Below are 21368 nucleotides of genomic sequence, written 5' to 3'. Positions count from 1 at the left end.
GACACTGTCTTGATCAGAGATTCCCCATGATCCGCCCGGCAAACCCGAACACCCGTCGATGCCCTGCCAGGTCGACCAGTTCGACCTCACGGCTCTGCCCCGGCTCGAAGCGCACGGCGGTGCCGGCGGGAATATTCAGGCGCATGCCACGGCTGGCGGCGCGGTCGAAGGTCAGGGCGTCGTTGGTTTCAAAGAAGTGGTAATGCGAGCCGACCTGGATCGGCCGGTCGCCGCTGTTGGCCACCGTCAGGCTCAGGGTGCGACGGCCAGCGTTGAGTTCGATGTCGCCGGGCTGGATCTGGTATTCACCGGGAATCATCAATGGGCTCCTTGCAGAATCTTGTAGTAGAGGGCGGTCGGCTTGTAGCGCCCGCTCGGGTCGCAGGCGTAGTCGGGGATTTCGCCGGCGCGGGTGTAACCCAGGGCCTTGTAGAAATCTTCCGCCGCAGAGCCTGCTTCGGTATCGAGGTAGAGCATGCCGCGCTTGTGCTGCAGGGCCGCCTGTTCCAGTGCGCTCATCAACTGTTGGCCCAGCCCACGGCGGCGTGCGTGTTCGCGCACCAGCAGTTTTTGCACTTCGGCACGGTTCAGGCCGTTGGCTTTCTGGCACAGGGTCAGTTGTACGCTGGCCTGCACTTGTTCGTCCTTGACCACCACCCACAGCAGCACATGGCCCTTGTTCAGGTTTTCCTGGACTTCATCGAAATACGCGCGGGCCTGGGTCGCGTCGAGGTCGGCCATGAAACCGACGCTGGCGCCATAACCCACGGCGTCGAGCAGCAGATCAATCAAGCCCTGACGATAGTGCGCAAAACTCTCAACATTGACGCGTCGCAGTTGGGCGGGGTTCATGGGGTATCACTCCTTGTTGGCGCTCGGTGGTTGCGCGCCAGGATTGAGGGTCAGTTGCATAAAGGTCAGGTCCAGCCAGCGCCCGAACTTGGTGCCCACCTGAGGCATTTGCCCGGTGGTTACGAAGCCGATGCGCTCATGCAGGCGAATGGACGCGGTGTTGCCGCTTTCGATGGCGGCGACCATCACGTGTTTGCCGCCACTCTTTGCGCGTTCGATCAGTACCTCCATCAACCGAGGACCGAGGCCATTGCCGCGCTGGTCGCTGCGTACGTAAACCGAGTGTTCGACGGTGTGACGGAAGCCATCAAAAGGCCGCCAGTCGCCGAATGAAGCGTAGCCCAGCACCTGGTTTTCGGCGTCGACGATCACCAGGATCGGGTACGCCTGGGATTGCCGGGCGCTGAACCAGGCCTGGCGATTGCCCAGGTCCACCGCCTGTTCGTTCCAGATGGCCGTGGTGTTGAGCACGGCGTCGTTGTAGATATCGCGGATGGCTGGCAGGTCGGCATGTACCGCATCGCGGATGTGGTAAGTCATGGCGTGGCCTCAGGCAATCGGTTGATGGACGGTGACCAGTTTGGTGCCGTCGGGGAAAGTGGCTTCGACCTGAATCTCCGGGATCATTTCCGGGATGCCTTCCATCACTTGTTCGCGGCTGAGCAGGGTGGTGCCGTAGTGCATCAACTCGGCCACGGTCTGGCCATCGCGGGCACCTTCGAGCAGCGCCGCGGAGATGTAGGCCATGGCCTCCGGGTAATTGAGTTTTACGCCGCGCGCCAAACGCCGCTCGGCCACCAGGCCTGCGGTGAAGATCAGCAGCTTGTCTTTTTCGCGTGGGGTCAGGTCCATTGGTGCAATCCATCAGGGCAGATTAAAAAAGGTATTCGGGTACATAAACACAACCCCTGTGGGAGCTGGCTTGCCAGCGATGGGGACCTCAAGGCCGCCAAAAGCATCGCTGGCAAGCCAGCTCCCACAGGGATCGGTGTTCAGGTGTTCCAGATTCGCGGTGGCATGGCTTCGCGGCCAAGCAGTGCCGGGCGCAGCAACCTCCACACATCAATCAGCCAGCCGCGCGCCAACAGTGCTTCGCTGGCCAGGCACCGGGCGACCATTAGCCCCGGCAATTGCGTCAGATCCCCGCGCACGGCATGGGGCAGCGAGCGACAACGCTCCAGCAAATCGCTATCGATTTCCCCGGTCACCAACAGGGTGGCGAACACCGGTTGCCCGTCCAGGCCAATCGGTGAGTCGAGCAAACCGTCAGCCCCGACAATGCGCTGGCGTTCGTGCCAGAGCAACTGGCCGTCGCGGCGAATATCCAGTTGCGCCTGAAAGTGTCCGAGGTCGAAACGCTCGCCGCTGGCCGGGCGACCCAGGGCGACGACGTCCCAGTAGAACAGCCGCGCATCGCCTTCAAGGTCGATGGCGGTGCTGAGTTCAGCCTGCGCCGCGCTGAAGATGATCGTTTCCTGTGGCAACCACTCCAGTGTCGCACCGGCCGCCACCTGCAATTTCAATTGCTGATAAGCGGGGCCGGCGGCGCGATACCACTTGGCCGCGCCGGGGCTGGTGATCTGTGCCCAGGCATCGCGGCCGACGCTGGCCGAGATGTTCAGGCGATCACCGCCGGCGATTCCGCCCGGCGGGTGGACGATGATGTGCTGGCAGACCTGCGGCCCTTCGGCGTACAGGTGCTTCTGCACCCGCAACGGGCCCAGGTGGCGGCGCTGAACCGGGCGTGTGCTGTCACCGAAACGGGCGTAAGCCAGTTCGAGTTCGGCATGCCAACTGGGCGTGAACAACGGCGAGGCGGGTAGATTCATGATGTCTAATTATCGTTAGGCTGCTACGGATCAGATCGCAACTTTAGATGGTAACCAGGCCGCGCACACCCTCGGCTTCCATATTTTCACCGCGACCCTGTTGCACGATCTCGCCCCGCGACATCACCAGGTATTGATCGGCCAGTTCGGCGGCGAAGTCGTAGAACTGTTCCACCAGCAAAATCGCCATGTCACCACGGGCCGCGAGCTTCTTGATCACTGCACCGATCTCCTTGATCACCGACGGCTGGATGCCTTCGGTGGGCTCGTCGAGAATCAACAGGCGTGGGCGGCTGGCCAGGGCGCGGCCGATGGCGAGCTGCTGTTGCTGGCCGCCGGACAGGTCGCCGCCGCGTCGGTGCTTCATTTGCAGCAGCACCGGGAACAACTCGTAGATGAACGCCGGCACTTCCTTGGCTTCGGAGCCGGGAAAGCGCGACAGGCCCATCAGCAGGTTTTCTTCCACGGTCAGGCGCCCGAAAATTTCCCGGCCCTGGGGCACGTAGGCGATGCCGGCATGCACCCGCTGATGCGGCTTGAACGTGGTGATTGGCTTGCCTTCCCAGTTCACCGCGCCCTCTTTGGCTGGCAGCAGGCCCATCAGGCATTTGAGCAGCGTGGTCTTGCCTACGCCGTTACGCCCGAGCAGGCAGGTGACTTCGCCGACCTTCACGTCAAACGTCAGGCCGCGCAGGATGTGGCTTCCGCCGTAGTACTGGTGCAGTTTTTCAACGTGCAACATTCTCAAATACCCCTTAAATCCCTTGTGGGAGCGAGCCTGCTCGCGATAGCGGTGGGTCAGGCGGCAAGTTTTTTTTCAGATAGACCGCCATCGCGAGCAGGCTCGCTCCCACAATTAAATGGTGTTCAGCCCTCATCGACCGAGATACACCTCGATCACCCGCTCATCGGCCTGCACCTGCTCCAGTGACCCTTCGGCCAGCACGCTGCCCTGGTGCAACACGGTGACGTGGTCGGCGATCGAGCCGACGAAGCCCATGTCGTGTTCCACCACCATCAGCGAATGCTTGCCGGCCAGGCGCTTGAACAGCTCGGCGGTGAATTCGGTTTCGGCGTCGGTCATGCCGGCCACCGGTTCGTCGAGCAACAGCAGTTGCGGGTCCTGCATCAGCAACATGCCGATTTCCAGGAACTGCTTCTGGCCGTGGGACAGCAACCCGGCGGGGCGATTGACCGAAGGGGTCAGGCGGATGGTGTCGAGCACTTCGGCGATGCGATCCCTCTGCTCGCCGCTGAGCCGTGCCCGCAGGCTGGCCCATACCGACTTGTCGGTTTTCTGCGCCAGTTCCAGGTTCTCGAACACGCTCAGCGCCTCGAATACGGTGGGCTTCTGGAACTTGCGACCAATGCCGGCCTGGGCGATCTGCACTTCACTCATCTGCGTCAGGTCCAGGGTTTCGCCGAACCAGGCATTGCCGTGGCTGGGGCGGGTCTTGCCGGTGATCACGTCCATCAGCGTGGTCTTGCCCGCGCCGTTGGGGCCGATGATGCAGCGCAACTCGCCGACGCCGATGTACAGGTTCAGGTTGTTCAGTGCGCGGAAGCCATCGAAGCTGACGCTGATGTCTTCCAGGGTCAGGATGGTGCCGTGCCGTGTGTTGAGGCCTTTGCCGGCGCGCTGGCCGAGGCCGATCGTATCGCGGCTGGTGCCGGCGTCCTTGTTGGGCTCCACGGGGAAAAAGGCCGGTTCGAGCATGAATTCAGCCGTCGCAGTGACTCTCATTGTTCACCTCTTTTCTTCAGCAAACCGATCACGCCCTTGGGCAGGTACAGGGTCACAACGATGAACAGCGCGCCGAGGAAGAACAGCCAGTACTCAGGGAACGCCACGGTGAACCAGCTCTTCATGCCGTTGACCACGCCCGCGCCGAGCAGCGGGCCGATCAGCGTGCCGCGACCGCCCAGCGCCACCCAGACTGCCGCTTCGATGGAGTTGGTCGGCGACATTTCACTGGGGTTGATGATGCCCACTTGCGGCACGTACAGCGCACCCGCGAGGCCACACAACACCGCGCTGAGCACCCACACGAACAGCTTGAAGCCCCGTGGGTCGTAGCCGCAGAACATCAAGCGGTTTTCCGCATCGCGCAGTGCGGTCAGCACCCGGCCGAACTTGCTTTGCGCCAGGCGCCAGCCGATGTACAGGCTCGCCACCAGCAACAGCACGGTGGCGAAAAACAGCACGGCGCGGGTGCCCGGTTCGGTGATGCCGAAGCCGAGGATCGTGCGGAAGTTGGTGAAGCCGTTGTTGCCGCCAAACCCGGTTTCGTTGCGGAAGAACAACAGCATGCCGGCGAAGGTCAGGGCCTGGGTCATGATCGAGAAGTACACGCCCTTGATCCGCGAGCGGAAGGCGAAGAAACCGAACACCAGCGCCAGTAGTCCCGGGGCCAGGACGACCAGGCACAGGGTCCAGAGAAAGCTGCTGGTGCCGGTCCAGAACCAGGGCAGTTCGGTCCATGACAGGAAGGTCATGAACGCCGGCAGGCCATCGCCCGAAGCCTGGCGCATCAGGTACATGCCCATCGCATAACCGCCCAGGGCGAAGAACAAACCGTGACCGAGGGACAGCAACCCGGCATAGCCCCAGACCAGATCCAGCGCCAGGGCGACGATGGCGTAGCAAAGAATCTTCCCCACCAGGGTCAGGGTGTAGGCCGAGACGTGAAAGGCACTGTCCGCCGATAACAGCGACAGCAACGGCAATGCCAGCAGCAGGATCAGGATGACTGCACCCACGGCAATCGTGACTTTGGGGCCGGCTTTTTGTGTGGCGGTAACGAGCAGGGGCTGGTTCATCAGTCGATCACCCGTCCTTTCAGTGCGAAGAGGCCTTGCGGACGTTTCTGGATGAACAGAATGATCAGCGCGAGGATGAGGATCTTGCCGAGCACGGCACCGATTTGCGGTTCGAGAATCTTGTTGGCAATGCCTAAGCCAAACGCCGCCAGCACGCTACCGGCCAATTGCCCGACGCCGCCGAGCACCACCACCAGGAACGAATCGATGATGTAGCTCTGGCCGAGGTCCGGGCCGACGTTGCCGATCTGGCTCAGGGCCACGCCACCGAGGCCGGCGATGCCCGAGCCGAGGCCGAAGGCGAGCATGTCCACGCGTCCGGTGGGCACGCCGCAGCAGGCGGCCATGTTGCGGTTTTGGGTGACGGCGCGCACGTTCAGGCCCAGACGGGTCTTGTTCAGCAGCAGCCAGGTCAGCACCACCACAAACAGCGCGAAGGCGATGATGACGATGCGGTTGTACGGCAGCACCAGATTGGGCAGCACTTGAATCCCGCCCGACAGCCAGGCCGGGTTGGCCACTTCGACGTTCTGCGCGCCGAACACCAATCGAACAAGTTGAATCAGCATCAGGCTGATGCCCCAGGTGGCGAGCAGGGTTTCCAGGGGGCGGCCATAGAGGTGACGAATCACCGTGCGTTCCAGGGCCATGCCGATGGCCGCCGTGACGAAAAATGCCACCGGCAAGGCGATCAGCGGATAGAACTCGATGGCCTGCGGGGCAAAGCGCTGGAACATCAACTGCACCACGTAGGTCGAGTAGGCGCCGAGCATCAGCATCTCGCCGTGGGCCATGTTGATCACGCCCAGCAGGCCGAAGGTGATCGCCAGGCCAAGCGCCGCCAACAACAGGATCGAGCCCAGTGACATGCCGCTGAAGGCCTGTCCAAGTAATTCGCCGACCAGCAGTTTGCGTTTGACTTGAGCCAGGCTGGTTTCGGCGGCGGTGCGCACGCCGGCATCGGTTTCGACGCCCGGTTCCAGCAGACTTTCGAGGCGGGTGCGGGCCAGCGGATCGCCGGTTTCGCCCAGCAGTCGCACTGCGGCGAGGCGCACGGCCGGGGCGGTGTCGACCAATTGCAGATTGGCCAGTGCCAGGCTGAGGGCGGCGTGAACGGTTTCGTCCTTTTCGCCAGCCAGTTGCTGGTCGAGGAATTTCAGTTGCGCGGGTTTGGCACTTTTCTGCAATTGCTGCGCGGCGCCGAGACGGATTTTGGCGTCGGCGGCGAGCAGTTGGTGGCTGGCCAGCGCGGTGTCGATCAGACCCCGCAGGCGGTTGTTCAGGCGCAGGGTTTTCGGCTGGCCGTCGATGCTCAACTCACCTTGTTGCAGGGCGTTGATCAGTTCGATGCGGGACGGATCGGGCTGCGCGGCCCAGGCTTCCAGCAGTTTGGCCTGCTGCACGGGATTGGCGGCGACGAAGTCTTCGGCGTCGCCGGCGTAGGTGGCCATTGGCAGCAAGAGTGCGATGGCCAGAACAAGTCGGTAAAGGGCAGTGGGCATAAAGAGTCGCCTTGACGCGGACATTGTGGGAGCGAGCCTGCTCGCGATAGCAATGGGTCAGTCACAGAGATCTTGAATGTGCTGCCGTCATCGCGAGCAGGCTCGCTCCCACAGGGATTTGTGTCGGGCCCGAATGCCCGGGCCCGACCTCCAGTGGCTTAGTTGCTCTTCACCGCATAGTCCGGCTTCTTGTCGTTGCCCGGAATGAACGGGCTCCACGGTTGGGCGCGGATCGGGCCTTCGGTCTGCCAGACCACGTTGAACTGACCATCGGCCTGAATCTCGCCGATCATGACCGGCTTGTGCAGGTGGTGGTTGGTCTTGTCCATGGTCAGGGTGTAGCCGGACGGCGCAGCGAACGTCTGGCCGGCGAGGGCTTCGCGGACTTTGTCGACGTCGGTGGACTTGGCTTTTTCAGCGGCCTGGGCCCACATGTGGATGCCGACGTAAGTGGCTTCCATCGGGTCGTTGGTCACCGCTTTGTCGGCACCCGGCAGGTTGTGTTTCTTGGCGTAGGCCTTCCAGTCAGCGACGAACTTCTTGTTCACCGGGTTCTCCACCGATTCGAAGTAGTTCCACGCCGCGAGGTTGCCCACCAACGGTTTGGTGTCGATGCCGCGCAGTTCTTCTTCGCCCACCGAGAACGCCACGACCGGTACGTCGGTGGCTTTCAGGCCCTGGTTGGCCAGTTCTTTATAGAACGGCACGTTGGAGTCGCCGTTGACGGTCGAGATAACGGCTGTCTTGCCGCCGGCGGAGAATTTCTTGATGTTGGCGACGATGGTCTGGTAATCGCTGTGACCGAACGGGGTGTAGACCTCTTCGATGTCCTTGTCCGCCACGCCTTTGGAGTGCAGGAACGAGCGCAGGATTTTGTTGGTGGTGCGTGGGTAGACGTAGTCGGTGCCGAGCAGGAAGTAACGCTTGGCGCTGCCGCCTTCTTCGCTCATCAGGTATTCCACTGCGGGGATCGCTTGCTGGTTCGGCGCGGCGCCGGTGTAGAACACGTTCGGCGACATCTCTTCGCCTTCGTACTGCACCGGGTAGAACAGCAGGCCGTTGAGTTCTTCGAACACCGGCAATACCGATTTGCGCGACACCGACGTCCAGCAACCGAACACCACGGCGACCTTGTCCTGAGTCAGCAACTGGCGGCCTTTCTCGGCAAACAGCGGCCAGTTCGATGCCGGGTCGACCACCACCGGCTCCAGCATCTTGCCGTTCACGCCACCCTTGGCGTTGATTTCGTCGATGGTCATCAGCGCCATGTCTTTGAGCGATGTTTCGGAGATCGCCATGGTCCCGGACAACGAATGCAAAATGCCCACCTTGATGGTCTCGGCGGCCTGGACGGTCCAGGTCATGCCCATCGCGGCAATCGATGCCGAGAGTGTGAAAGCCTTGATCAAGCTACGACGCTTCATTGTGCGATCTCCATGAACTTATGAATTTTTCTGGTTGGCAGATGCGGACTACTGAAGGGTCTTTAGCAAGGGCTGTGCCCGGTCGGGAAAAGGCAGGGAAATGTCGGTTTGGCGCGGTTGCGCGAGTGGCTGGCGCACCATGAAGGATCGTGTCCGGCACCTTGGTGCGCAGGGGTGCGCCAGATTGGGGCGGATACAGTGTTCATCTGTGGGAGCGAGTCTGCCCGCGCCCACATTGATCGGTGTTCAAGCGATGACTTGGCGGAACGTTAATGTCGAAGTCAGTGTTTGACGCACGTTTCCATGCCGTGACCGCCGCCTTGATACTGCGGAGCGTAATAGTACTTGGTGAAGGACACTTTCCCTTCAGGGGTTGAAACCACTTTGGCAATACCCACGCCATAATCTTTCGGCGCTGGATCGGTGTAGGCGAAATAGATGGCCAGCGAGTTCAGATGGGCTGCGGCAAAACCGTTATATCGAGCGTTGTCCGCCAGGGTCAGGGTGAAGTTGTAGGCGCCATACTCCCCGGTACTTTGTTCGGGATTGAGTTTCAAATCGACGACGCCTTCATAGTCGCCGATATGACTGTCCTTGCCGGTGCACACGTATTGGCCGCTGTAGTCGGTGCCAGTGAAGGGCGGTTGAGCGGCCCAGGCTGGTGCTGAAATGAACGCAATCGACACGATGATTTTTTTCAACATGGGATTCTCTTTTCGCTCTTGTAGGATCTTGTTGTTTAAGTTGTAGGAATAAACTCTGTACAAAGTGCGAGGTTTATTGGTTGCTCAGCTCGCGACCCAGCGGATTATGAGTTTTGTTTTGCTGTTGTTCAGGTTCAACTTAAAACAAGATCTTTCAAAGTAACGTCAGCGCGTAAAGTGTTGTTCCGTTAATAGAGCGCTGTATTAGCGACGACGCATCAAACCGATGAAGAACAGGCCACCAATCGCCGCGGTGGCGACGCCGATGGGCAGGTCCTCCGGCGCGATCATCGTCCGGGCGGCAACATCGACCCACACCAGAAATACGCTGCCCAGCAACACGCACACCGGCAGCAACCGCCGATGCTCGGCCCCCACCAGTCGCCGCGCAATGTGCGGCACCATCAGCCCGACAAAGCCGATGGAGCCGCTGATGGACACCAGCACCCCGGTCATCAGCGAGGCAATCACAAACACCCGCAGCCGGACCGTTCGTGCATTCAGCCCCAGCGTCACGGCGGTTTGTTCACCGGCCATCAACGCGTTCAACGGCCGGGCCATGCCGAGCAGCAACAGCAACCCCAGCAGAACGCTGGCAGCCGGCACCGCGAGCAATTCCCAGCGCGCCAGGCCGAGCCCGCCGAGCATCCAGAACATCACCGCCGAACTGGCGCGGTGATCACCCATGAACAGCAGCAGATTGGCCATCGCCATCATCACGAACGACACCGCGACGCCACACAGCAGCAGGCGATCGCTGTCCAGCCGACCGTTGCGGTTGGCGATCATCAGCACCAGCAGCATGCTCGACAAGGCGCCGACAAACGCCGTGATGGGCAACGTCAGCAGGCCGACGATTTCACCCACATGCAACACCACGATCACCGCACCCAGGGTGGCGCCCGAGGTCACGCCGAGCAGATGCGGGTCGGCCAGCGGATTGCGCGTCACCGCCTGGAGCGTTGCGCCGATCAACGCCAACCCGGCACCGACCAGTGCACCGAGCAACATCCGTGGCACGCGGATCAGCCAGACGATGTGTTCCTGCCCGGGGCTCCAGTCGGGTAAGCCGAGACCGAGGAGTTTGTGCAGCAGAATCCGCCAGACGACGTCCAGCGGCACCCGCGCCGGGCCGAAGCCCAGTGACACCACAGCCGACGTCAGCAACAGCGTGCCGAGCGCGATCAGCAACCAGGGGTAGCGACGGTTGATCATTCGCCGTGGAAACCCTTGGCCAGGGTGGCGACGGCGAGCACGTTATCGATCCCCGGCGTGGCCTGCACGTAGGGAATGACGATGAAGCGCTTATGCTTGATTGCGTCTACCGATTGCAGCGCTTGGTTGTTCAGCAAGAATTGAATCTTCTGATCAGCGGTGATTTCGCTGTAGTCGACGATCACGATCACCTGTGGATTGCGTTCAACCACGGTTTCCCAGTTGACCCTCGTCCAGCTTGCCTCGACATCGTCCAGCACATTTCGCCCGCCAGCGGCGTCGATCAGGGCTTGCGGCATACCGAGGCGGCCCGAGGTCATGGCCCGGTCTTCACCGCTGTCGTACAGGAACACGCGCGGTTTTTCGGCGGGCAGGTCTTTGCGAATCTCGGCGACTCGCGCCTGCATGGCGCCGATCAAGGCATTGGCGCGATCCTGCACATCGAAGATTCTGCCGAGGTTGCGCAGGTCGTTGTAGGTGTCCTCCAGCGTGGCCGGCGGGCGCTTCATCACGAAGGCGCAGGACTCGGTCAGCTCATAGACATTGATGCCCAAAGGCTGCAGGGTTTGCGGCGTGAGGTCGCCACCCACGCGCATGCCGTAATCCCAGCCGGCGAAGAAGAAATCGACGTTGGCATTGAGCAGGGTTTCCACCGACGGGTACTTCGCCGCCAGTTCCGGCAAGCCATCAAGAAGGGTCTGCATGTCAGGCGTCACCGCCTTCCAGCCGGACACACCGCTGTACCCGGCCATCTGTGGCTTGAGGCCGAGGGCGAGCATCATTTGGGTCATGTTGATGTCATGGCTGACCGCGTGTTTTGGCGCCTGCTGGAAGGTCACCTCGCGGTTGCAGCTCTGAATGGTCAGCGGGTAATGCGTGGCCTCGGCCAAGGCGTGGGCGCTGCCCAGCAGTAAAACGAGGGTGAAACTGCGGCGCAGCAGGGAGCGCAAAATCATGGTCGGGTTATCCAGGTCATTCGTGGGTAGCCGTGCAAGGGGTGTTCATCGATCAGCGCTTCGACGCCGAAGACGTTACGCAACAGCGCGGCGTTGAGGACTTCTTTGGGCGTGCCGCTGGCAACGATGCGGCCGTGGTCGATCACGTACAGCCGATCGCAAAATGCGGCGGCCAGATTGAGGTCGTGGATGCTGGCCAGCGTGCCGATCTTCAGGCGCTTGACCAACCTCAACAGCTCAAGCTGATAGCGCGGGTCGAGGTGGTTGGTCGGCTCGTCGAGGATCAGCAATTGCGGCTGCTGGGCCAGGGCTCGGGCGAGGATCACACGTTGTTTTTCACCGCCGGAGAGGGTGGAGAAAGCATGGTCCTCGAAGCCCTTGAGGCCGACTGACTCCAGGGCCTGGGTCGCGAGATTCCGGTCTTCGAGGGAGTCGCCATCGAACAGGCCTTTGTGGGGCGTACGGCCCATGGCGACCACTTCGTTCACGGTCAGGCCGAACGCCTCTGGGAATTCCTGCAGGACCACGGCGATGCGTTGCGCGCACCAGCGTGAGGATTGCTTCCAGACGTTGTGATGCTCGAGCCGGACTTCGCCGCCCTGCGGTTTGCTGAAGCGCCAGGCGCAACGCAACAGGCTGGTCTTGCCGCTGCCGTTGGGGCCGATCAAGCCGACGAACTCACCGGCAGCCACGTGCAGCGAGGCATCACGCAGCTGGAACTGGTGATGACAGTGGCCGTGGCCCAGGGGCGACCAGGTGATGTTGTTGAGGTGAAGCGAGGTCATGCCGCTACTCTTGAGGCGAAGCTTATGGCCTCCTCGCTGGCAAACCAGCTCCCACAGGTGTTGTGCAAATTCTGTGGGAGCTGGCTTGCCAGCGAAGGGGCCCGAAAGAAAACCCGGAACTGCCAGGGTGATGCGCGGGGCAGTCTACAGTGCTGACAATCCCGCGCATCTCGCCTGTCTCAAGATGAAGATGAGGCCGACTCAGTTTGCCGGTTCAAGCGCGAAAACAGCACACGATCGAGCACCCAGATCACCACCAGCGAGGCACCCACCAACGGAAACGCCACGGCCAACGCGAACATGATGACCATCGCGGTTTTCCATTTCGGCAGGTCGTGACGCAGCGGCGGAACGCCGAACTTGCCTTGTGGGCGTCGCTTCCACCAGATCACCACGCCACTGACGGCGCTGAGCAGGATCATCAGACAGATCAGCAGCACAATGATCTGATTGAACACCCCGAACATCTTGCCTTCGTGCAGCATCACGCCGATTTCCGTGGCGCGGGCAACGGTGCCGTATTGTTCAAAACGCACGTCGGCGAGGACCTTGCCGGTATACTGATCGACATGCAGGGTGGCGTCATTGCGCGGGTCATCGGCGAACACGGCGATGGTGAACACCCCCGTGGCGGTGGTCGGCAAGGTGATGCTGTAACCCGGCTCGACCTTGCGTTGCACGGCGATGTCCTGCACGTCTTGCAGGCTGATGGCCGGTGCCGCGGGGCCGGCTTGCGCACCGCCGTGGGCCATGTGCTCGGCATGGTCGCCAGACATCGGCATCGGCGTATTTTCCATGGCCCACGGCACGGTCTGGCGTGCGGCGCTGTTGAGGCTGCGGGCCTCGACGTCGGACTTGGGGACGTCATCCCACATCGCGGCGGGGAACACGTTCCACACTTCGGCGTATTGCTTGCCCCAGAACCCTGTCCAGGTCATGCCGCTGAGCAGCATCACCAGGAGCAGCGAGGCGCCCCAGAACCCGGTCACGGCGTGCAGATCGCGCCAAAGCACTCGTCCGCGACTGTTCAGGCGTGGCCACAGAATCCCCGCCGCCTGGCCGCGCGGCCACCACAGGAATACCCCGGAAACCACCAGCACCACGCCCCAACCGGCCGCCAGTTCGATGAGTCGATCACCCACGGTGCCGATCATCAGTTCGCCATGAATCGCACGGGCGATGGCTTGCAGGTTCTTCTTGGCATCTTGCTCGCCGAGGATGTCGCCGTGGTACGGGTCGACGAATACATTCAGTTCGTTGCCGCCCTTGAGCACGACGAACTGGGCACTGCGTTCGGCGTCGACCGGTGGCAGGTACTGCTTGATCGTTCCTTGTGGATACGCGTCTTTCACGCGCTTGAGCAGGTCGTCGGCCGGGACGGTGTGATGGCCGGCGGGAACGTTGAGCAGGCTGCTGTACATCAGTGAATCGAGTTGCGGCTTGAACAGGTAAATGGTGCCAGTCAGGGCCAGCATCACCATGAAGGGGGCCACGAACAGGCCGGCATAGAAGTGCCAGCGCCAGGCCAGGTTGTAGAAATTCACGTTGGGCTGTTTCATCTTGTGTGCTCCGCTTGGCTTGGATCTTTTTTGTTGTCGGGTACGGTTGCTGCGCAACCGATCGCGAGCAAGCTCGCTCCCACAGGGGGAGCGGGTTGCCCTTGAGGGTTAGAAGCTCATATCCACCTTGGTCCAGAACGTGCGCCCGGGCTCCTTGATGGCTTGCGGGTCATTGGCCGGGTAACCGAAACCGGCGTTGCCCGCCAGGTTCAGGTGTTCGGCGTAGGCCTTGCCGAACAGGTTGTCGACGCCAGTACTGACCTTCCAGTTCTGGTTGATCCGGTAGGCGCCGTTGAGCGAGAACACGCCGAACCCCGGGGTCTTGTCGAAGTCCTTGCCGACGACATTGCCTTTGTTCTGGTCGATGCGGTTTTGCGCGGCGACCACTCGCCACAGCGCGCCGGCGCTCCAATTGTCTTCGCTGTAAGTCAGGCCGAAACGTGCGTCCAGCGGCGGCATTTGCGGCAACGCACTGCCATCGCTGCTGTTCTTGCCCCAGGCGTAGGCCAGGGTCGCGTCGGCCTTCCAGCGGTCGGTGAGCTTGTAGGCCGCGCCCAATTCACCGCCCATGATTCGCGCGTCGATGTTCTCGGCTTGCGAGGTGGTGCCCATCATTCCCGGCGTGTAGTCGAACAGAATGTAATCACGCACCTGACCGACATAAGCCGAGGCCCAGGCTTCGAGCGCTTCGGTCTTGTATTGCAGGCCGACGTCGAGTTGGGTGGTTTTCTCCGGTTTGATCGAATCGAAGGCGTTCACCGAACCGGCAGGACCGGAGTTCGGCGAAAACAGCTCCCAGTAATCCGGGAAACGCTGGGTGTGCCCGAGGCCTACGTACAGCGTGGTCGGGCTGTCAGCCAGATCGTGTTCATAACGAACGAAGCCGCTGGGCAGGGTGTCGGCGCGGGTGTCGTCGGCGGTCGGATTGGGCCGGGTCATCATGCCGGAGCCGGTGGTTTGCCGGTAATCCTTGGCCGAAGCACGGTCCAGGCGCGCGCCGCTGATCAAACGGTCACGCTCGGCGGCATACCAGGTCAGCTCGCCGAACACCCCGTAGTTATGGAAGTCGGCGTCCTTGGTGTAGGGCAGGTTCTGGTAGGTGTCGACACCCATGGCGCTGCGTTGGCGGTGTTCGTTGGTCTGCGCATCGATGCCACTGATCAGCTGCACATCGGCCCAGTGCCAGGTGGCCTTGATGCGGGCGCCGAGGGTGCGGCGGTCGACGTTGGAGGCCATGGGGCCGGCCATCATGCCGGTGCCGGACGGCGTGCGCAGGGTGTAGTTGTCCATCACGTGGTCGGCGTAGTTGTAGTAGACCTGCGCCTCGAGCTTGTCCAGGACGTCACTGATGTTGGACTTCTCGAAGCGCAGGCCGAGGCTTTCGCGCTTGAACTGCGAACCGTCCATGCTGCGCCCGGCGTAACGGGCCTCGCCGTCGCCCTTGCCGGCGGTCAGTTCCAGCAAGGTATCGGCGTCCGGGGTCCAGCCGACAGCGACGTCGCCGTTCCATTTGTCGTAGCGCGACGCGACGGTGTCGTTGTTGCCGTCTCGATAATCATCGGAGTGCGCGGTGTTGCCGATGACGCGCACATACCCCAGCGGCCCGCCGGCAGCGGCGTCCACCAGCTTGTCGAACCGGCCGTTGGAACCGGCCAGCACGCTGGCATTCACCCGGGTGCCGAGTTCGCCGAAACGTTCCGGTTCACGGTCGAACAGGATGGTGCCGGCCGATGCGCCAGGCCCCCAGAGCACGGTTTGCGGGCCTTTGATGACGGTCAGCTTGTCGTAGGTTTGCGGTGAAATGTACGAGGTGGGCGCATCCATCCGGCCGGGGCAGGCGCCGAGCATCATGCCGCCGTCGGTGAGGATGTTCAGCCGTGAGCCGAACATGCCGCGCAGGACCGGGTCGCCGTTGGTGCCGCCGTTACGCACCATGGCGAATCCGGGGATGGTTTTCAGGTAGTCGGCACCGTCGCTGGCCGGCACCGGTTGGCGCGGCTCCTTGGGGTTGGTGACGATGGTCAGCGGTGAACTCGGCGCAACGGCGGTGATGACCGTCGGGCTCAGTTCTTCAACATGATTGGCGTGTTCATCGGCCAGCGCCACCGGCGCCAGAAGGGCACCGCAAAGGATGGCGGTGGCGTGCCTGAAACGAATGCTGGCTTCGTTCAGGGCAAAAGAGGCTTGGGCAGGGCTCAAGCGTGAGTCAGCAGAAAACCTGGACATGACAATTTCCATCGAACAGTCGTAAACGACACGGCCGACAACCTGCGCAATCCCTGTGGGACCGAGCTGTGGTTGTCTTGTGGACCGTGTGAAATCAGTGGTGGGTGTTTACGCGAGGACGGGCGGGGCGCGGGTGCGAGCACCGGGGAAGAAGGTTTGCCGGGCATGGCCCAGGCGTGGGGAGAGTGCGATGAAAGTATTGACCGGCGGAGTGTCGAATGCGGTGAATGACACGCCACCGGTGAGTGCCGGGCAGTTGAACAGCAGGCTGCAATAGCCGCATTTTTCCCAGAGGACATGATGCCCGGCTTGTGGCGGGCAGTGCTCGGCGGCGGGTTGCGCACCGTGGTCGGCGTGCTCCATTGCCGACATGTCCATGCTCATGTCCATCGACATGTTCATGGACATGTTCATGGACATGGCCGCACGCGAATCCATCGGCATCGACTGAGATATCAGCGGACCGATGAAAATCATCAGCATGGCGAACAGGCTGATCCAGCTGCCGCGTGTCAGGCTCAATGGCTGACGACGTGACCTGGATGACCTGGCGCTAAGCGAGCGCATGGGCGTTTTCAGCTCAGGCGATTACGGGGTATGCGCGTGTGCTGGCATGCCGTCCGGCGCCTGCTTCTGCACCGCGACGTCGACCTTCACGTCACCGGCCTTCTCGAAGTGCAGGGTCATCGGGAACCGTTTGCCGTCAGTGAGCAGGCTGCGGTCTTTCAGGTTCAGGAGCATCACGTGATAGGCCATCGGTGCAAAAGTGACCTCGCCGCCAGCGGGGATCTCCACGCTCGGTACGTGCTGCATTTTCATCATGTCGTTTTGCATGACGTGCTCATGCAACTGGGCTTCGCCGGCAATGGGGGTATCGGCGCTGAGCAGGCGGTCGGCGGTTTTGCCTTGGTTGTGAATCACGAAGTACGCCGCAACGGTCGGCGCATTGGGCGGCAACTCTTGCGACCAGGGGTGGGCGATCTCCAGTTCGCCAACCTTGTATTCGTGGGCATTGGCAAAACAGGCAGGCAGCAGCAACGCGGCCAGAACGAGGAATTTGTTCAACATGGCAGTTCTCCGGAACGATTCAAAACGCAGTTCAATTGCGAGAAGGAATCACACCAGAGGGGACGCGCGGGGATTGAGACTTGGCCATTGCTGGCGCGGAGTCGGGGTGTTGAGGGACGACGGAGGCAAGCTGTGATTGGATTCGAAACTGGCGAAATACAGCTGCGGTTCATGCCCTGGCAGCGCCACCAGCGGCGCGGAACCGGAGCAACACCAGCAATGCTGCATATTGGAGTGTTCGTCGTTTTGCGGTGCCTTCTGCTCAATCTTGCCCAGAGAAATCGCCACCATTTTGGTGCCGCTGGATGAACAGAAACTGCCCCACAACACTTGTTCGGCAGGCGCTTTGGCCGTCTGCGCCATCGCTCCGGACATCGGCATGGCGAGCATGTTGAACAGCACTGCGAAGCAGGCTATCCAGGCAATTGCGAGCCGTTGTCGGGACATGGAAAAAATCCGTTTGGGTGGGCGATCAGGCGCGGGCTATTTAGCCTGATCAAGGCCGATAAGTAAAAAGGCTGCGTGCGGTTTGGTGTCGCAGTGCGATCAGATCGCAATGGCATGCAAACGCATACCCAACGCTTTCATGACCTTCATGATAGTCGCGAATTCTGGATTGCCAGTGCTGCTCAACGCCTTGTATAGGCTCTCACGACCTAACCCCGCGTCACGGGCAACTTGTGTCATGCCTTGCGCGCGGGCTATGTCGTTGAGCGCCGCGCGGATCAGAACACCGTCACCTGCATCTTCTTCAAAGCAGGCATCCAGATAGGCAGCCATTTCTTCCGGAGACTTGAGAAATTCCGCTGCATCGAAACGGGTGAATTGTTCGGTCATGATTTACTCCTCATTACCGATGTTTTGCGCCATTTGAATGGCACGTTTGATATCTCGTTTTTGAGTCGATTTATCACCGCCTACCAGTAGTAAATAAACCACTTGGTCCCTACGGGCGAAGTAGATCCTGTAACCGGGACCCTGGTGTACGCGCATTTCATAAACTGCCGCGCCTATTGGCATGCAATCACCAAAGTTTCCATGCTGAGCCGCCCGGAGTCTTGCAATGATGCGAGCCTTGCCGATGGTGTCTTTCAATGAGTCGAGCCAATCGGCAAACGCTCGGGATCGTTCAAAGTCGATCATGTCGGGGATCGTATTCCTTGGGATACAAGTTGGCAAGCAGCGCTTTTCTGAGGATGAATCCAGGTTTCCTCTTGAATGGCTAATCTGTTGACTTGATCGATTTAGCGGAATCCGAATATAGGGGGGAAGCCGTTTAGATTAACAGCCAGCTTCTTCTTGGAGTTTTGCCGGCAAATTCGCGGATTTTTGCAGGTCTTAAGAATGGTCTGACAGCGACAAGGCTTCAAGTAATTGCCTGACCGAATCAAACTCCCGCTCAACCCCCGGCAACACCGGCCGCTTCAACACCAGCACCGGCACCCCGCGCTCCCGCGCCACTTCCAGCTTCGGTTCGGTGGCGGCGCTGCCGCTGTTTTTGCTGATCAGCACGTCGATCTGCCGGCGTTCGAACAGCACACGCTCATCCTCGATCAGGAACGGCCCGCGTGCACCGATCACTTCGCAGCGCTCGTTGCCGGGGTAAACGTCCAGTGCGCGCAGGGTCCAGAATTGATCCGGCGGGATTTCATCCAGGTGCTGCAGGGGCTCGCGCCCGAGGGTAAACAGCGGTCGCCGGAAGGGTTTGAGTGCCTGGATCAATTCAGCCCAGTCGCTGACTTCGCGCCAGTCATCCCCGGGCTGTGGTTGCCATGCCGGACGCCGCAGCGCCCAGCAGGCGATGCCACTCAAGCGGGCGGCGGTCGCGGCGTTTTGACTGATTCGGGCGGCGTAGGGATGGGTGGCGTCGAGCAGCAGATCGATTCTTTCATCGCGGATGAACTGCGCCAGGCCTTCGGCACCGCCATAGCCGCCAACACGAACCTGGCAAGTCAGATCCGTCGGCACCCGACCGACACCGGCCAGGCTGTAGATATGTTGTGGCCCCAGGGTTCGGGCAATCGCCAGGGCCTCGGTGACGCCACCGAGTAACAGCAGGCGTTTCATTGGAAGGCTCCTGCATGGCCGACGATCCCGCCCTGGCGATCGATGGCGAACACTTCGACCTGAACCTGCGCCGGTACCACGCTGCGGGCAAAGTCCAGGGCATGGCGGCACACTGCATCGCCGAGGGCGATCCCGGCAGCGCTGGCCATGGCCAACGCTTGCTGACTGGTGTTGGCTTCGCGGATGCCTTGCTGCAACGCCGCGTCGGCGCCAACCGCTGCCGCCCATCCGGCCAGTTGTGGCAGGTCAATGCTCGAATGCCGACTGTGCAAGTCCATGTGCCCGGCCGCCAGCTTGCTGATCTTGCCGAAGCCGCCACAAAGACTGAGTTTTTCCACCGGCACTTTGCGCAGGTGCTTGAGCACGGCGCCGACGAAGTCACCCATTTCGATCAGGGCAATTTCCGGCAGGTTGTAGACCCGACGCATGGTGTCTTCGCTGGCATTGCCGGTGCACGCCGCGATGTGCAGGTAACCGTTGGTCCTGGCGACATCGATACCCTGGTGAATCGACGCAATGTACGCCGCGCAGGAAAATGGCCGGACGATGCCGCTGGTGCCAAGAATCGACAGACCGCCGAGAATCCCCAGGCGCGGGTTCATGGTTTTCAGCGCCAGTTCCTCGCCACCCTCGACGTTCACCGTGACCTCGAAACCGCCGCCGTAGCCGAATTCATCGGCCAGTCGGGTCAGGTGATCGGTGATCATTTTGCGCGGCACCGGGTTGATCGCCGGTTCGCCGACGCCCAGCACCAGCCCTGGCCGGGTGACGGTGCCGACACCGCGACCGGCCTTGAAGCTGACACCCGGCTCGCCGACAAGGCGTACCCGGGAAAAGAGCAAGGCGCCGTGGGTCACGTCAGGATCATCGCCCGCGTCCTTGAGGGTGCCCGCTTCGGCGCCGTCCTCGGTCGTGCGGCAAAACTCCAGGCGCATCTGCACCTGTTTGCCTTTGGGCAAGATGATCTCCACGGCATCCGAGCTCACCCCGCTGAGCAGCAGGCGAGCCGCCGCAAGGCTGGTGGCTGTCGCGCAACTGCCCGTGGTCAGGCCACTGCGCAGGGGGGCGGGTTGTTCGGCGGTTTCGTCACGCATCGAAAGGCTTCGTCACATCCAGCAAGGTAATCGGCAATGCCTGGCGCCAGGTATCGAAGTCGCCCAGCGGTTGCGCCTGAGCGATATGAATCCGCGTCAGGTCTCCACCGTGCCGGTCGCGCCAGGCCATCAGGGTCATTTCACTTTGCAGCGTGACCGCATTGGCGATCAGCCGGCCGCCGGGTTTGAGGGCCGCCCAGCAGGTGTCGAGGACACCTTCGCGGGTCACGCCGCCACCGATGAAAATCGCGTCCGGTCGCTCCAGTCCGGTCAAGGCTTGCGGGGCACTGCCGCGAATCAGTTGCAGGCCGGGCACGCCCAGGGCATCGCGGTTTTGTTCGATCAACTGCTGCCGCCCGGCATCGGCCTCGATGGCCAATGCCCGGCAACTTGGATGGGCGCGCATCCACTCGATGCCGATCGAACCGCTGCCGGCGCCGACGTCCCACAAGAGTTCACCGGGAACCGGGGCCAGGCGTGCGAGCGTGACCGCGCGTACATCACGCTTGGTCAGTTGGCCGTCATGCTTGAACGCCGAGTCCGGCAAACCGGCCAATCGAGACAGGCGCGGCGTATGGGGTTCGGCGATGCAGTCGATGGCGATCAGGTTCAGGTCGGCAATCGCGGGATCGGTCCAATCGCTGGCAATGCCGTCGATCCGCCGTTCTGCGGCACCGCCCAAGTGCTCCAGCACGGTGAGGCGACTCGGGCCAAATCCGCGATCACGCAGCAGCGCGGCGATGGCGGCGGGGCTGCCCCCATCGTTGCTCAAGACCAACAAGCGCACGCCGCTGAACAATTGCGCATTGAGGGCGGCGACGGGGCGGGCCACCATCGATAACGTCACGACCTCCTGCAAGGGCCAGCCCATTCGGGCGGCGGCGAGCGAGCAGGAGGAGGGCGCTGGCAGAATTTGCAGGTCGTCGCTGGCCAGTTGTCGGCTGAGACTGGCGCCGACCCCGAAAAACATCGGATCGCCACTGGCGAGCACGCAGACGGGCTCACCTTGCAGGGCCAGCACGGGGGCGATGGAAAACGGGCTCGGCCAGCTCTGGCGCTCGCCCCGAATGCACGCAGGCAACAGGTCCAGGTGCCGCTGACCGCCGAAGATCCGTGAGGCATGCAACAGGGCGTGCCGGGCGTTCTTGCCCAGGCCTTTGAAACCGTCTTCACCGATGCCTACTACCGTCAGCCAGGGGGCCATGCCGTTCCTCTTCTTTAAACCGAAGCCAAATCACTCTGCGCAACCTGCGTCGACTCACGCAGG

The 21368-nt window shown here is 61.8% G+C and carries 24 protein-coding genes; all 24 read right to left on the bottom strand.

Features of this window, described 5'->3' with window-relative positions:
• Positions 1–13 precede the first annotated feature (13 nt).
• A complete protein-coding gene (locus tag ACX3YF_RS04425; RefSeq protein ID WP_090465355.1) occupies positions 14–319 on the bottom strand; it encodes an urease subunit beta in 306 nt (101 codons plus the stop codon).
• Positions 319–852: a GNAT family N-acetyltransferase gene (locus tag ACX3YF_RS04420; RefSeq protein WP_130206350.1), complete on the bottom strand. Its 534-nt coding sequence runs from the start codon at positions 850–852 to the stop codon at positions 319–321. The genes ACX3YF_RS04425 and ACX3YF_RS04420 overlap by 1 nt, the downstream gene beginning before the upstream one ends.
• A gap of 6 nt (positions 853–858) precedes the next feature.
• Positions 859–1392 carry a GNAT family N-acetyltransferase gene (locus tag ACX3YF_RS04415; protein WP_130206352.1) on the bottom strand — a complete coding sequence of 178 codons (534 nt, stop codon included), beginning with the start codon at positions 1390–1392 and terminating at the stop codon, positions 859–861.
• Between the two features lie 9 nt (positions 1393–1401).
• Positions 1402–1704 carry an urease subunit gamma gene (ureA, locus tag ACX3YF_RS04410; protein WP_007937143.1) on the bottom strand — a complete coding sequence of 101 codons (303 nt, stop codon included), beginning with the start codon at positions 1702–1704 and terminating at the stop codon, positions 1402–1404.
• Positions 1705–1844: 140 nt separating this feature from the next.
• Positions 1845–2681 (bottom strand): urease accessory protein UreD, encoded by an 837-nt coding sequence (locus ACX3YF_RS04405; protein WP_130206354.1) that lies wholly within the window; start codon positions 2679–2681, stop codon positions 1845–1847.
• 43 nt (positions 2682–2724) lie between these two features.
• Positions 2725–3423, bottom strand: a complete 699-nt coding sequence (gene urtE, locus ACX3YF_RS04400; protein WP_130206356.1) for an urea ABC transporter ATP-binding subunit UrtE — start codon at positions 3421–3423, stop codon at positions 2725–2727.
• A 132-nt stretch (positions 3424–3555) separates the two neighbouring features.
• Positions 3556–4425 carry an urea ABC transporter ATP-binding protein UrtD gene (urtD, locus tag ACX3YF_RS04395; RefSeq protein WP_198131571.1) on the bottom strand — a complete coding sequence of 290 codons (870 nt, stop codon included), beginning with the start codon at positions 4423–4425 and terminating at the stop codon, positions 3556–3558.
• Complete coding sequence (gene urtC, locus ACX3YF_RS04390) at positions 4422–5501, bottom strand: urea ABC transporter permease subunit UrtC (RefSeq protein ID WP_130206362.1); 1080 nt, start codon at positions 5499–5501, stop codon at positions 4422–4424. Before urtC ends, urtD begins: the two co-directional genes overlap by 4 nt.
• Complete coding sequence (urtB, locus tag ACX3YF_RS04385; protein ID WP_448645727.1) at positions 5501–7003, bottom strand: urea ABC transporter permease subunit UrtB; 1503 nt, start codon at positions 7001–7003, stop codon at positions 5501–5503. Before urtB ends, urtC begins: the two co-directional genes overlap by 1 nt.
• Positions 7004–7161: 158 nt before the next feature.
• Positions 7162–8427 carry an urea ABC transporter substrate-binding protein gene (urtA, locus tag ACX3YF_RS04380; protein WP_130206366.1) on the bottom strand — a complete coding sequence of 422 codons (1266 nt, stop codon included), beginning with the start codon at positions 8425–8427 and terminating at the stop codon, positions 7162–7164.
• A 281-nt stretch (positions 8428–8708) separates the two neighbouring features.
• Positions 8709–9131 carry a hypothetical protein gene (locus ACX3YF_RS04375; RefSeq protein ID WP_449104649.1) on the bottom strand — a complete coding sequence of 141 codons (423 nt, stop codon included), beginning with the start codon at positions 9129–9131 and terminating at the stop codon, positions 8709–8711.
• Positions 9132–9335: 204 nt separating this feature from the next.
• Positions 9336–10346 carry a FecCD family ABC transporter permease gene (locus ACX3YF_RS04370; RefSeq protein WP_458973459.1) on the bottom strand — a complete coding sequence of 337 codons (1011 nt, stop codon included), beginning with the start codon at positions 10344–10346 and terminating at the stop codon, positions 9336–9338.
• Entirely contained in the window at positions 10343–11302 is a 960-nt protein-coding gene (locus ACX3YF_RS04365; protein WP_458973458.1) for an ABC transporter substrate-binding protein, read from the bottom strand. The genes ACX3YF_RS04370 and ACX3YF_RS04365 overlap by 4 nt, the downstream gene beginning before the upstream one ends.
• Positions 11299–12087, bottom strand: a complete 789-nt coding sequence (locus tag ACX3YF_RS04360) for an ABC transporter ATP-binding protein (RefSeq protein ID WP_130206374.1) — start codon at positions 12085–12087, stop codon at positions 11299–11301. The genes ACX3YF_RS04365 and ACX3YF_RS04360 overlap by 4 nt, the downstream gene beginning before the upstream one ends.
• Before the next feature lie 179 nt (positions 12088–12266).
• The gene (locus ACX3YF_RS04355) at positions 12267–13646 is read right to left on the bottom strand and encodes a PepSY-associated TM helix domain-containing protein (RefSeq protein ID WP_454837775.1); all 1380 of its coding nucleotides are present in this window, start codon (positions 13644–13646) and stop codon (positions 12267–12269) included.
• Positions 13647–13754: 108 nt separating this feature from the next.
• Positions 13755–15872, bottom strand: a complete 2118-nt coding sequence (locus tag ACX3YF_RS04350) for a TonB-dependent copper receptor (RefSeq protein ID WP_458973457.1) — start codon at positions 15870–15872, stop codon at positions 13755–13757.
• A gap of 108 nt (positions 15873–15980) precedes the next feature.
• The gene (locus tag ACX3YF_RS04345; RefSeq protein ID WP_458973456.1) at positions 15981–16439 is read right to left on the bottom strand and encodes a DUF2946 domain-containing protein; all 459 of its coding nucleotides are present in this window, start codon (positions 16437–16439) and stop codon (positions 15981–15983) included.
• Positions 16440–16460: 21 nt separating this feature from the next.
• Positions 16461–16940, bottom strand: coding sequence for a copper chaperone PCu(A)C (locus tag ACX3YF_RS04340; RefSeq protein ID WP_130206382.1), 480 nt, complete (start codon positions 16938–16940; stop codon positions 16461–16463).
• Between the two features lie 48 nt (positions 16941–16988).
• Positions 16989–17387 (bottom strand): DUF2946 domain-containing protein, encoded by a 399-nt coding sequence (locus tag ACX3YF_RS04335; protein ID WP_458973455.1) that lies wholly within the window; start codon positions 17385–17387, stop codon positions 16989–16991.
• 99 nt (positions 17388–17486) lie between these two features.
• Positions 17487–17777: an addiction module antidote protein gene (locus ACX3YF_RS04330; protein WP_130206386.1), complete on the bottom strand. Its 291-nt coding sequence runs from the start codon at positions 17775–17777 to the stop codon at positions 17487–17489.
• Positions 17778–17780: 3 nt separating this feature from the next.
• Positions 17781–18083: a type II toxin-antitoxin system RelE/ParE family toxin gene (locus tag ACX3YF_RS04325; protein WP_130206388.1), complete on the bottom strand. Its 303-nt coding sequence runs from the start codon at positions 18081–18083 to the stop codon at positions 17781–17783.
• A gap of 195 nt (positions 18084–18278) precedes the next feature.
• Complete coding sequence (locus ACX3YF_RS04320; RefSeq protein ID WP_454837778.1) at positions 18279–19007, bottom strand: cobalt-precorrin-6A reductase; 729 nt, start codon at positions 19005–19007, stop codon at positions 18279–18281.
• On the bottom strand, positions 19004–20101 hold the full coding sequence (locus tag ACX3YF_RS04315) for a cobalt-precorrin-5B (C(1))-methyltransferase (protein ID WP_458973454.1): 1098 nt from the start codon (positions 20099–20101) through the stop codon (positions 19004–19006). Before ACX3YF_RS04315 ends, ACX3YF_RS04320 begins: the two co-directional genes overlap by 4 nt.
• Positions 20094–21305, bottom strand: coding sequence for a precorrin-6y C5,15-methyltransferase (decarboxylating) subunit CbiE (gene cbiE, locus ACX3YF_RS04310; protein ID WP_458973453.1), 1212 nt, complete (start codon positions 21303–21305; stop codon positions 20094–20096). The genes ACX3YF_RS04315 and cbiE overlap by 8 nt, the downstream gene beginning before the upstream one ends.
• Between the last annotated feature and the right edge of the window lie 63 nt (positions 21306–21368).

Source organism: Pseudomonas fluorescens group sp. PF-69 (assembly GCF_054481235.1).
Note: the sequence above shows the minus strand (reverse complement) of the source record. Positions and strands in the feature narration are given on the sequence as shown.